11 protein-coding genes and 1 pseudogene are annotated in these 11,173 nt (G+C 68.3%); 2 read left to right on the top strand and 10 right to left on the bottom strand.

The features are described from left to right. The first annotated feature begins 138 nt into the window (after nt 1-138). Entirely contained in the window at nt 139-378 is a 240-nt protein-coding gene (locus tag ABIE65_RS07745) for a hypothetical protein (protein ID WP_354076855.1), read from the top strand. Between the two features lie 35 nt (nt 379-413). Here ABIE65_RS07745 and ABIE65_RS07740 read toward each other — a convergent pair whose 3' ends face one another. The 10 genes and pseudogenes from ABIE65_RS07740 to ABIE65_RS07695 all read right to left on the bottom strand — a co-directional run bounded on the left by ABIE65_RS07740 (nt 414) and on the right by ABIE65_RS07695 (nt 9,804). Continuing rightward, nucleotides 414-1,130 (bottom strand): amino acid ABC transporter ATP-binding protein, encoded by a 717-nt coding sequence (locus tag ABIE65_RS07740; protein WP_354077415.1) that lies wholly within the window; start codon nt 1,128-1,130, stop codon nt 414-416. A 32-nt stretch (nt 1,131-1,162) separates the two neighbouring features. Then, the gene (locus ABIE65_RS07735) at nt 1,163-1,984 is read right to left on the bottom strand and encodes an ABC transporter permease (protein ID WP_354076854.1); all 822 of its coding nucleotides are present in this window, start codon (nt 1,982-1,984) and stop codon (nt 1,163-1,165) included. Further along, entirely contained in the window at nt 1,981-2,679 is a 699-nt protein-coding gene (locus tag ABIE65_RS07730; protein ID WP_354076852.1) for an ABC transporter permease subunit, read from the bottom strand. The genes ABIE65_RS07735 and ABIE65_RS07730 overlap by 4 nt, the downstream gene beginning before the upstream one ends. Nucleotides 2,680-2,721: 42 nt before the next feature. Beyond that, nucleotides 2,722-3,573, bottom strand: a complete 852-nt coding sequence (locus ABIE65_RS07725) for a transporter substrate-binding domain-containing protein (protein WP_354076850.1) — start codon at nt 3,571-3,573, stop codon at nt 2,722-2,724. Nucleotides 3,574-3,660: 87 nt separating this feature from the next. Beyond that, complete coding sequence (locus ABIE65_RS07720) at nt 3,661-3,933, bottom strand: hypothetical protein (protein WP_354076848.1); 273 nt, start codon at nt 3,931-3,933, stop codon at nt 3,661-3,663. Nucleotides 3,934-4,038: 105 nt separating this feature from the next. Beyond that, nucleotides 4,039-5,352, bottom strand: coding sequence for an NtaA/DmoA family FMN-dependent monooxygenase (locus ABIE65_RS07715; RefSeq protein WP_354076847.1), 1,314 nt, complete (start codon nt 5,350-5,352; stop codon nt 4,039-4,041). A 290-nt stretch (nt 5,353-5,642) separates the two neighbouring features. Beyond that, nucleotides 5,643-6,161, bottom strand: coding sequence for a flavin reductase family protein (locus ABIE65_RS07710; RefSeq protein WP_354076845.1), 519 nt, complete (start codon nt 6,159-6,161; stop codon nt 5,643-5,645). A gap of 4 nt (nt 6,162-6,165) precedes the next feature. Continuing rightward, nucleotides 6,166-7,281 (bottom strand): LLM class flavin-dependent oxidoreductase, encoded by a 1,116-nt coding sequence (locus tag ABIE65_RS07705; protein WP_354076843.1) that lies wholly within the window; start codon nt 7,279-7,281, stop codon nt 6,166-6,168. Between the two features lie 29 nt (nt 7,282-7,310). After that, entirely contained in the window at nt 7,311-8,615 is a 1,305-nt protein-coding gene (locus tag ABIE65_RS07700) for an NtaA/DmoA family FMN-dependent monooxygenase (RefSeq protein ID WP_354076841.1), read from the bottom strand. A gap of 35 nt (nt 8,616-8,650) precedes the next feature. Then, nucleotides 8,651-9,804, bottom strand: a pseudogene (locus ABIE65_RS07695) (NtaA/DmoA family FMN-dependent monooxygenase). A gap of 380 nt (nt 9,805-10,184) precedes the next feature. On the opposite strand from ABIE65_RS07695, the gene ABIE65_RS07690 reads away from it, so the two are divergent. Then, nucleotides 10,185-11,156 (top strand): LysR family transcriptional regulator, encoded by a 972-nt coding sequence (locus ABIE65_RS07690; RefSeq protein ID WP_354076839.1) that lies wholly within the window; start codon nt 10,185-10,187, stop codon nt 11,154-11,156. Nucleotides 11,157-11,173 lie beyond the last annotated feature (17 nt).

Here is an 11,173-nt window from a genome sequence, read left to right as displayed (position 1 = left end):
CCGGAAGCGCTCTCCTTGTTGTCTCGGGGACGACGGCGATCCCGCCCGTCACACCTTCGGCAAGGACGCGTTATGGGACAGACGATCAAAGCCCGGTTCGAGACACGGCGTGCAGCAGATCTCGCGGTCGAGCATCTCGTGCAGGAATACGGCATCGAGCGGACCGATGTCTTTATCGAGGCGGCATCGGACGAGAACACGTCGGGCGCGGCGATCGGCGGCGCGGACGCGGCGGCGGAGCAGCCGGGAACCCCGGCGCGCGGCGACGCGCCTTTGCACGGACAGGTGCAGGTTTCAGCCGATATCGACGAGGCCATCGCCGACAAGGTCCATAGGGCGCTCGGCGAACAGGGCGCCCATAGCGTCGCCCGATCCTGAACCACTCGGACGGCCAGCGCGGGGAGTTGCGCCGCTCAGTGCAGGATCTGGGCGAGGAAGGTCTTGAGGCGGTCGCTGCGGGGGTTCTCGAAGAAGGCCTGGGCGGGCGCCTCCTCGACGATCTCGCCCTTGTCCATGAAGATGCAGCGGTTCGCCACGCGGCGGGCGAAGCCCATTTCGTGGGTGACGACGATCATCGTCCGGCCGTCGCCGGCCAGTTCCTCCATCACCGCGAGCACCTCGTGGATCATCTCCGGGTCGAGCGCCGAGGTCGGTTCGTCGAACAGCATGATCGGCGGCTCCATGCAGAGCGCGCGGGCGATGGCGACGCGCTGCTGCTGGCCGCCGGAGAGCTGACTGGGATATTTGTCGGCCTGCTCGCCAACCTGCACCCGCTCCAGATAGCGCCGCGCCAGGGCCTCGGCCACCGGCTTGGTCACGCCGCGGCTCAACTGCGGCGCCAGCATGCAGTTCTGCAGGATGGTCAGGTGCGGGAACAGGTTGAACTGCTGGAACACCATGCCGCATTCGATGCGGATGTCCTGGGTCGAGCCGGGCGAGCCGTCGGCCTCGATGCCGTTCACGACGATCCGGCCGCGGTCGTGCGGCTCCAGCCGGTTGATGCAGCGGATCAGCGTCGACTTGCCCGACCCCGAGGGTCCGCAGATGACGATCTTCTCGCCGCGCCGCACCTCCAGGTCGATGCCGTTCAGGGCGCGGAAGCTGCCGTAATATTTCTCGATGCCGGTCATCGTGACGGCGATCGCGTGGCCTGCGCTGGCGGTCAAAATGCAGCCTCCTTGCCGCGGCGGCCGATGCCGCGGATCGCCGCGAAGCGCGCCGGGCGCGGGGGAGCGGATGCGGTTGCGGCCTGAGGGCCTGCATCCCGGCTGGCGGCGCGCGTCTCGTGCACGGCGATGTGACGGTTGAGCCTGAGGTCGATCAGGCGGAAGACCTGGCGGATGACGTTGACGAGCAGCCAGTAGAGCAGCGCCGCGGTCAGCATCGGCGTGAACGGGTCGTAGGTGAGTTCGAAGACCTCGTTGGCGACCGCGGTGAGGTCGACGATGGTGACGACGCTGATCACCGCGGTCGCCTTGGTGAACATGATGACCTCGTTCTGATAGGCCTTCATGCCGTAGCGGGCGGCGAGCGGCAGCTGGATCCAGCGGAAGGTGTCACGCCGGGAGATGCCGAGTGCCGCCGACGCCTCGGTCAGACCGGCCGGCACCGCCTGCACCGCGCCGCGGACGATGTCGACCAGGAAGGCGACGTGGTTGAGCGTCAGCGCGATGACCGCGCAGGCGAAGGCGTTGCCGAAGATCACCCAGAGCGGCCCGTCGCGCAGCACCTGGATCTGCCCGAAGCCGTAATAGACGAGATAGAGGAGGATCAGCAGCGGCGTGCCGCGGAAGAAGACGACGAAGACGGCCGCCGGCCAGGCGAGGAGGCGCCGGCGCGACATGCGGGCAAGCGCGATCAGCACCGCGAGGAACAGCCCCGGCACGAGCACCGCGATCGTGATCAGGATCGTCGTCAGCAGGCCGTCCAGCATCGCCGGCAGGTTCTCCCATGCCAGCGCGGGATCGAAGGGGAGCCCGCTCATGCCCGCCCCGGTGCCTGGCCGCGGCCGAAGCGGGTCTCGAGCCGCCGCGACAGCGGCATGGTCAGCGCGCTCACCACGATGAAGAACAGGGCTGCGGCGATGAAGAAGATGAAGGGCTCCTTCGTGGCGCCGGCCGCGATCTTGGCGTTGGCGACGAGGTCGTTGAGCCCCGCCAGCGAGACGAGCGGCGTCTCCTTCAGGACGATCAGCCAGATGTTCACGAGGCCGGGCAGCGCCAGCCGGATCACCTGGGGCAGCAGCACGTACCACCATGCGGCCCATGGCCGGATCGACAGCGCGGCGCAGGCCTCGAACTGGCCGCGCGGCAGGTTGCGCACCGCGCCGTGCACCAGTTCCGCGATATAGGCGGCGTTGACCAGGGTCAGCGCCGCCAGGCCGGCACCGAATGGCGTCACGTCGATCGAGCGCGACATGCCAAAGATGCCGGCGAGGATCGCGCTGCCGCCGTAATAGAGCAGGAAGATCACCAGCAGCGCCGGCACGCCGAACACGAAGGAGGAATAGACGCGCCACACCAGCTGGATCAGCGGATTGCGCGACAGGGTCACGACCCCGACCACAACACCGCACAGCAGCGACAGGGCGAAGGCCGACAGGAACAGCTGGACGGTCACCAGCGTGCCCTGGCCGAGCTGGGCCATGTAGCCCCAGAAGTCTGCGTAGCTGATGCTCATGCGTCGGCGCTCCGGCTTGTCGGCGAGGCGGCGGCGGGCGGCTCAGTTCGTCTTGGCGGCGCAGGCTTCCTCACGCACGAGGATCGCGACGTTGAGGTATTTCTTGCGCAGTTCCGTGAAGGTGCAGTCGTCGATCAGCGCGTTGAGCGCGGTGTCGACGCGGCCGAGCAGTGCCGTCTCGCCCTTGCGCATCACCCAGCTCGACCCGCGCTTCTCGGGCGGAATGGCCGGGTCGCCGATCCAGTGGTCGCCACCGACCAGTTCGTAGTCCTTGCCCTGCGGCGTATCCATCAGCTCGCGCGTCCAGTTGATCTTCGCGCCGAAGACGCCTTCGAGCCGGCCGGCGAGCATGTCGAGCCGCATCTGGTCGGGATTGTCGTAGTAGACGTGCTTGAAGACGCCGTCGAAATGCTTGTTGATGTAGGGGATGCCGGCACCGCCGCGCTGCATGGCGAGCCGGATGCCCTTGCCGGCCAGCGCCTCCTTGCTGAAGGTCGTGACGACGCCCTTGCGCATGACGAAGGCCTGCGGGTTGTAGACGACGGGCATGCTGAACTCGAGCTTGGCGATGCGCTCCGGCGTCGGCGACACCTGCGAGACCAGCACGTCGAACTTGCCCTGGAGCATCGACGGGATCAGCGCCTTGAAGTCCATGACGGTGAACTCGCACTCCACCTTCATGCGCGCGCACATCGCCCGCGCCAGATCGACCTCGAACCCGGTCAGCTCGCCCTTGGCATCGACCATGCTGAACGGCGGGTAGGTGCCCTCGTTGCCGAGCTTCAGCGTCTCCGCCGCGGCCTGCCCCGGCAGCGATCCGCCCAGAGTGACGGCCAAGGCGAGGGCGGCGGCGCCTGTCGCTCGGCGCAGGAACAGGTGTTGGAGATGCGTCATCGTCTCGTGGCTCCCTGGAAAGGTCGGGCTGGAACGGTCAGGCGGGGATGGAATGCGGGCGGCGCGCGTGGGGCGCGGCGGCGGTGGTCAGCCGGACTTCTCGGCGCAGGCCTGATCGGCCGCGAGGATCGGAACGCTGAGATACTTCTTGCGCAGGGTCGTGAAGGTGCATCTCGCGGGCGAGATCGGTTCGAAGCCGGTCAGTTCGCCCTTGGCATCGACCATGCTGAACGGCGGATAGACGCCCTCGTTACCCAGCTTCAGCGTCTCGGCCGCGGCACTGGCGCCGAGGAGAGCCGAGCCGGCGCCGATGATGACCACCGCCGCGGCGACCGCGCCAAAACGTCCGGCTTTACCCATCGTCTTGCGTCTCCAGAGATTGCAGGGTTGGATGATCTCCGGGGCGCTCCCCAACTCGACTTTTCTTATTGCGGCGGTCTCTCGGTCGCGGCCCGTTCGCCCGTCTCAGAACTCCAGCAGGTTGTCGCGCAGCAGGGCGTGCGAGTAGGCGCGGCGCGTCAGCCCGCGCTGCTGCAGTTCCGGCACGAGGCCGTCGACGATGGTGGCGACCGAACGGCGGCTGACGTCCGGCAGGACGATCAGGAAGCCGTCGCCGCCGACCTCCTCCATCGCCTCCGCCATCTGGCTCGCGACGGCGTCCGGGGTGCCGACCGCATCGATGCAGTAGCCCTGGCTGCTGTAGGCGATGGCCGCCTCGCGCAGGGTCTTGCCGCCCGACTTGGCGACGAACATGGCGAGGCTCGACTGATGGCCGTTCGTGGTGAGTTCGCCGACCGGCGCGTCCAGGTCGTGGCCGGAGAAATCGATGTTCGTACTCCAGCCGATCTGGGCGAGCCGCATGTCGACGTTCGCCGCGGCGGCGGTCGCCCGCCCCGCGGCACGCGTCTCGGCCTCCGCCATGGTCTCCGCGACGATCGGCGAGCAGAGGAACAGGATCTTGCAGTCGTCCGGGTTGCGGCCAGCGGCGACCGCCTCGGCCCGTACGTCGTCGCGATAGGCCTTCATCGCGGCGATGCCGCGCGGTGCGGCCACGACCGTATCGGCATACTTCGCGGCGAAGCGCTTGCCGCTGACCGAGCCGCCCGCCTGGGCGATCACCGGCTGGCCGCTGGGCAGCGGTCCGGAGTTCAGCGGGCCGCGCGAACTGTAGTATTTGCCCTCGAAGTCGATCGTGTGGACCTTGGTGTGGTCGATCAGGGTGCGGCTCTTGCGGTCGGCGACGATGGCGCCCGGCTCCCACGACCCCCACAGCCCCTTGCAGATCTGCATATACTCCTCGGCCATGACGTAGCGGTCGTCATGGTCGGGCAGGCGCGGCATCCCGAAATTCTGCGCCGACAGATCGGAACTGCCCGTCACCATGTTCCAGCCGCCGCGGCCCAGGGACACCTGGTCGAGCGTGCCGACGATCCGCGCCGTCAGGTAGGGATGGTAGGCGAAGGTCGAGAGGGTCGGCACGATGCCGAGCCGCGTGGTCGCCGCCGCCATCAGCGCCGCCACGATCGACGGCTCCTGGCGCGGCACGGACATGCCGTTCTTCAGGAAGATCTCGCGCGAATCCTGCCAGTTCTGGCCGATATAGATCGAGTCTTCGATCAGGATGTAGTCGAAGCAGGCGCGTTCCATGTTCCGGACGAGGTCCAGAAACAGGCTCGGGTGCATCCACTCTTCGCTGATGTTCCCGGTCCAGGGGCTGCCCCAGGCCTGGATGCTGGATCCCTGGAGGAACCAGGCGAGGTGAAACGGACGCGCCGCCATCGATACAGGACCTCTCCGCCATACTCGGGGAGGTGGCTCATCGATCCGCCCCCGCCGTCGTCGCACCGCAGCACGACCGTGATGACGAAGGTTAGACGGACGATGGCCGTGAAAAACATCGAAAAGAGGCAAAGCATCGTCCGCTCCGGCCCAAATCTATCCTGCCTTTCGCTTCACCCGATCGCCGTTTTTTTCACCGCTGCATCGCACCATCGCTTGCGGTGAAACGACGACGGCGGCCGCAATGCACTGCGGCCGCCGTATGGAAACGTCGGAACGTGGGGCGTGGATCAGCCGCCGAGGCCGCTCAGCACCTTGCCGCGGAAGAAGACCAGCGGGTCGCCGTCCGGCCGCGCGGTGGCCGCCACGACCGTGCCGATGACGATGGAAATGTCGCCGTGCGCCACGATCTGGTCGACGCGGCAGTCGAAGACGCCGAGTGCCGCCTTGTTGACCGGCGCCCCGGTCTCCAGCGTCGTCCACTCGCCGGCGACGAAACGGTCCGCGCCGGAGACGCCGGCCTTGCCGCCGAACGCCTCGGCGACATGGGCGGCACTGGCGTCGAGAAAATTCACGGCGAAATGCCGCCGCGCCAGCACGCCGGCCAGGGCGGAGGTCTTCCTGTCGATCGAGACCAGCATGGTCGGCGGCGACGCCGTCACGTGCGCCGCCGAAAGGCCGAGGAAGCCGACCGGCCCCTCGTCGCTGTCGGCCGTCACCACCGTCATGCCCGTGACGCGCGATCCCAGGGTGCGCCAGAAGGTACCGGGATCGACGGGTGCTGGGGCTGCGGCTGTCGCTTCTGTCATCAACTCAACTCCGTAGGGCGTCTGCGGTCGGGCGTTCCGGCAGCTTGCCGCCGGGTGCCGCCGCGATGCAATCCGGGGGCCGCCCCGGCGCGCCGGCCGCCGGCCAACCCAGTCCGGCGGCCTCGGCGATGAGAGCATAGGACCGCCGGCGCAGCGACGCATCATGGGTGGTGGTCAGGACCACCATCTCCTGCGCCGCGAAACGCGCCTGCAAAGCCTCCAGCGCCGCGACGACCTGGTCGGGCGCGCCGAACATTGCCTTGGCGCGGATGGCCGCGATCGCCTGCGCATCGCCGGTGCCGGCCCGCGCGGGCGTCTGCCCGTCCGGGAAGGGCATGGCGCGGCCGCGGTCCCGCCCCAGCCGCCACTGCGCATAGGGTTCGAACAGGGCCTCGGCTTCCGTCTCCGTCGGTGCCGCCAGTGCCCACACGCAGAGCGCCAGATGCGGCGCTTCCAACCGGGCGCCGGGCACGAAGGCGCTGCGATAGGCGCCGACCGCCTCCGCCGCACCGGCGCCGTCGTCGAAGAAGTGCGCGACGCAGTAGGGCAGGCCCAGTTCGCCGGCCAGCCGGCCCGTGTAGACGGTGCTGCCGACGATCCAAGGCTCCGGTGCCGTGATCCCGCGCGGCTGTGCCGCGACCCCGGCGAAGGGGCTGCCGTCGTCCGGCCCCTCGCCGGTCGCCCACGCCACGGTATCGGCGACGTCGGACGGGAAGGTGTCCATGGCGAACATCGCCATGGGATTGTCGAGCGCCGCGGGCTTCAGCGCATAGGCGGTCTGCCGGTCGGCGCCCGGCCCGCGGCCGAGACCGAGGTCGACCCGCCCCGGCGCCAGCGCGTCGAGCACCCGGAACTGTTCCGCCACCTTCAGCGGCGCGTAGTGCGGCAACATCACGCCGGCGCTGCCGATGCGGATGCACCGCGTCGCCACGGCCAGCGCGCCCAGCAGCACCTCTGGCGCCGACCCGGCTATGCCGGGACTGCCGTGATGCTCCGACACCCAGAAGCGGCGGTAGCCCATCGCCTCGCAGGTCCGGGCCAGTGCGACGGTCTCGCGGATCGCCTCGGCCGGGCTGCGCCCCGCGACGATCATCGACTGGTCGAGCACCGAAAGATCCATGATCGCCCTCCGCTTCCAGGCCGTCCCGCTCAGAACTCCCGCAGCGTCTCGCGCAGGGTGGACTTCGTGTACTGGGTGCGCGTCAGGCTGCGCCGCTGCAGTGCCGGCACCAGCCCTTCGCAGATCTCCAGGATGTAGCGGCGGTTGATGTTGGTCGTGTAGGGCCGTGTGATCAGGAAGCCGTCGCCGCCGACCTCCTCCATGATCTCGCCCATCCGGTCCGCCACTTGGTCGGGCGTGCCGACCAGTCCCTCCAGGCCGCGGTTGACCTGCTCCATGCAGCGCTCGCGCAGCGTCTGGCCGTTGCCGAAGCGCGCGAAGGCGTCGAGCGACCCCTGCTCGCCGTTGGTCGTGAGGTGCGGCAGTTCCTTGTCCAGGTCGAACGCCGAGAAGTCGATGTCGGTGATCGAGCTGATCCCGGCCAGTACCCTGTCGATGTAGCTGGGGTGGGCGGCGATCGCCGCGAGCTTGGCGTGCGCCTCCGCCTCGGTCACGCCGAGCACGGGCGCGCAGACGAACAGCACCTTGATCTCGTCCGGGTCGCGTCCCGCCGCCACGGCGCGTGCCCGCACGTCGTCGCGATAGGCCTTGATGCCGGCGACGCCCGAGGAGGGGGCGATGATGCTGTCGGCCGTCTCGGCCGCGAACTGCCGGCCGCGCGGCGACCCGCCGGCCTGCACGAAGGCGGGGCGGCCCTGGATCGGCGGCACGCAGTTCAGCGGCCCGCGACACTTGTAGTATTTGCCGACGAAGTTGATCGGCCGGACCTTGCGGTAGTCGGCATAGGTGTCGGTCTCGCGGTCGAGCACCACCGCGTCCTGGTCCCAGCTGCCCCAGAGCTGCCGGCAGAGTTCCACATACTCGTCGGCCATGTCGTAGCGGTTCTGCCGCGGCGGCAGTTCGTCGAGGCCGAAATTCTGTGCCGCCAGATTCTCGCCGCTTGTGACGATGTTCCAGCCGAAGCGGCCGCCACACATGTTGTCCAGGGTGGCGCAGAGGCGCGCCAGCATGAACGGCGGATAGGCCATGGTGGAGAATGTCGCCACCACCCCGAGATTCTTCGTCTGGCTGCCGATCAGCGCCGCCATCGGCGACGGATCGCCCTTCGGCCCCATGATGTTGTACTTCAGATAGGCCTCGGCGGTGCCCTTGTAGGTCTCCGAGATCATCAGCGTGTCTTCGAGCATGATGTAGTCGAAGCAGGCGCGCTCCATCGCCTTCGCCATGTCGATGTAGAAGCCGCCGTCCCACGGCTTTCCCCCGGCGGCGAACGGCCGGTTCCACTCGTCGACGGCGAAGTTCATGAACCAGCCGAGATGGAAGCGCTTGGGCATGCTGGAGACCTCCGGAAGGAAAGGGGTGGTTCGGCTCAGAACTCGCGCAGGACCTCGCGCAGCTGGGTGCCCTGGTAGGCGGTGCGGGTCAGGCCGCGCCGCTGCAGCGCCGGCACCAGGCCCTCGCACACCTGCAGGACGTATTCGCGGCTGACCTTCTGGAACGGCGAGGAGATCAGGAAGCCGTCGCCGCCGACCTCCTCCATCACCTCGCCCAGCCGGTCGGCGACGCTGTCCGGGGTGCCCACCACGCCGCCCAGGCCGCGGGTCGCCCGGTCGATCACGAGCTGGCGCAGGGTCTTGCCCCTGCCCCACTGGGCGAAGGCGTCCAGCGACCCCTGCTCGCCGTTGGTCGTGAGGTGCGGCAGCTCCCTGTCGAGGTCGAAGGGCTGGAAGTCGATGTCGGTGACCGAACTGATCGAGGCCAGCATCTTGGCGTAGTAGGCGGGCGTGGCGATGAAGCGGTCGAGCCGCGCCTGGGCTGCGGCCTCGGTCTCGGCCAGCACCGGTGTCACGATGAACAGCACCTTGACGTCGTCGGGGTTGCGTCCGGCGGCGGCGGCCCTGGCGCGCACGTCGTCGCGATGTTCCTTCATCGCGGCGGTGCCGGTGGCGGCGGCGATGATGCAGTCGGCCGTTTCCGCGGCGAACTGCCGACCGCGCGGCGAGCCGCCGGCCTGCACGAAGGTCGGCCGCCCTGCGGTCCCGGGACGCAGTTCAGCGGCCCGCGGCAGCTGTAGAAGCGGCCCTTGAAGTTGATCGGCCGGACCTTGCGGTAGTCGGCATAAGTGTCGGTCTCGCGGTCGAGAACGACCGCGTCAGGGTCCCAGCTGGCCCAGAGCTGCTTGCAGAGCTCGACATATTCGTCGGCCATGTCGTAGCGCTGCTGGCGCGGCGGCAGTTCGTCCATGCCGAAATTCTGCGCCGCCAGGTCCTCGCCGCTGGTCACGATGTTCCAGCCGAAACGGCCGCCCGACATGGTGTCGAGCGTCGCGCACAGCCGGGCGAGCATGAAGGGCGGGTAGGCCATCGTCGACAGCGTCGCGACCACGCCCATGCGGGACGTCCGGCTGCCGATCAGCGCCGCCAGCGGTGCCGGATCGCATTTCGGGCCCATCAGGGCGTATTTCAGATACGCCTCCATGGTCCCGCCATAGGCGTCGGAGATCATCAGCGTGTCTTCGAGCATGATGTAGTCGAAGCAGGCCCGCTCCATCGCCCGCGCCATGTCGACGTAGAACGCGCCCGACCACGGGTTGCCGCCGGCCGAGAAGGTGCCGTTCCACTCGTCGACCGAGAAGTTCATGAACCAGGCGAGGTGGAAGGGCTTGGCCATCGGGATCGCTCCGCCTGCGTGCGCCACCGAAGCTAGACGGCCCGGGTCCGCCCGAACCATCGGCAATGCAAGAAGCGTCGATCAGGAACGGGCGGACCCGATGGTGGGCAGCTGTCCAAAAAATCAGCCGCCAACGGCCCGTGCAGTTCGGAAAACTGCCCTGCGACAAATTGGTACGGAGGTTGCTAACCGGTCATTCGTTCGTCGGCCCGCGGAACGGGAGACAACGATCCGTGTCGAATCTCACCCAGATCTACGACATCGATCTGAAACTGCTGCGCTGCTTCTGCGCCATCGTGGAGGAAGGCAGCTTCACGGCCGCCCAGGCGAGCCTCAATCTCTCGCAGTCGATGCTGAGCGAATATCTGAAGTCGCTCGAGGTCCGGCTCGGCACCAAGCTGTGCCAGCGCGGGCCCAAGGGCTTCAAGCTCTTCCACGAAGGCGAGATCGTCTACCAGGCCGCGAAGGAGCTGTTCGCCTCGGTCGAGCAGTTCAGGCAGCAGGCCTCGACCCTGAACGAGGGCGCCGGCCACGAACTCACGGTCGGGATCCAGGACCAGATCGTCGACAATCCCAGTTCACGCATCGCCGAGGCGGTCAGCCGCTTCTCGGACTACTATCCGAGCGTGCGGTTCCGGGTGGAGATCATGCCCGGCTTCCAGATGACCGGCCGCGTGGCGGACGGGCTGATGCATGTGGGCATCGGCCTCGTCAACGACCGCTTCCCGCAGCTGAACGTCGAGCATCTGTTCGACGAGGCGGCGGCGATCTACTGCGGTCGCGGTCACCAGCTGTTCGATATCCCCGACGCTGACCTGACCGCCGAGCAGATCGAGAGCGCCGCCTACTGCAACCGCGGCCACTTCGAGTATTTCCACCCGGAGCGCACGCGCAACGCCGCCACCCGCGGCGACATCGGCCTCGGCGCCCACGCGCAGCTGACGCTGATCATGTCCGGCCGCAACATCGGCTACCTGCCGGATCACGTGGCACAGAAGACCGTCGCCGCCGGCCGCCTCCGTGCGCTGCGCCCGGACCTGACCGCCCGCGTCCACTCCATCACCGCGATGACCGGGCCACGCTCCAGCGGCTTCAAGCTCGCCCGCTGCTTCGTCGACTGCCTGGTCGATACGCACATGGAATCGGCGCCCGTCAGCTTCGAGGCGCCGCTGGCGCGCAGGGTCGTGCCGATGAAGCGGCACTGACCCCGTCCGCCGCAGAC

Origin of the sequence: Constrictibacter sp. MBR-5 (assembly GCF_040549485.1) — a bacterium.
Classification (GTDB): domain Bacteria; phylum Pseudomonadota; class Alphaproteobacteria; order JAJUGE01; family JAJUGE01; genus Constrictibacter.
Note: the sequence above shows the minus strand (reverse complement) of the source record. Positions and strands in the feature narration are given on the sequence as shown.

Excerpts from the sequence above, each read along its gene's own strand:
- ABIE65_RS07740 (WP_354077415.1), bottom strand. The coding sequence starts at position 1,130 with ATGACCGGCATCGAGAAATATTACGGCAGCTTCCGCGCCCTGAACGGC.
- ABIE65_RS07735 (WP_354076854.1), bottom strand. The coding sequence starts at position 1,984 with ATGAGCGGGCTCCCCTTCGATCCCGCGCTGGCATGGGAGAACCTGCCG.
- ABIE65_RS07730 (WP_354076852.1), bottom strand. The coding sequence starts at position 2,679 with ATGAGCATCAGCTACGCAGACTTCTGGGGCTACATGGCCCAGCTCGGC.
- ABIE65_RS07725 (WP_354076850.1), bottom strand. The coding sequence starts at position 3,573 with ATGACGCATCTCCAACACCTGTTCCTGCGCCGAGCGACAGGCGCCGCC.
- ABIE65_RS07720 (WP_354076848.1), bottom strand. The coding sequence starts at position 3,933 with ATGGGTAAAGCCGGACGTTTTGGCGCGGTCGCCGCGGCGGTGGTCATC.
- ABIE65_RS07715 (WP_354076847.1), bottom strand. The coding sequence starts at position 5,352 with ATGGCGGCGCGTCCGTTTCACCTCGCCTGGTTCCTCCAGGGATCCAGC.
- ABIE65_RS07710 (WP_354076845.1), bottom strand. The coding sequence starts at position 6,161 with ATGACAGAAGCGACAGCCGCAGCCCCAGCACCCGTCGATCCCGGTACC.
- ABIE65_RS07705 (WP_354076843.1), bottom strand. The coding sequence starts at position 7,281 with ATGGATCTTTCGGTGCTCGACCAGTCGATGATCGTCGCGGGGCGCAGC.
- ABIE65_RS07700 (WP_354076841.1), bottom strand. The coding sequence starts at position 8,615 with ATGCCCAAGCGCTTCCATCTCGGCTGGTTCATGAACTTCGCCGTCGAC.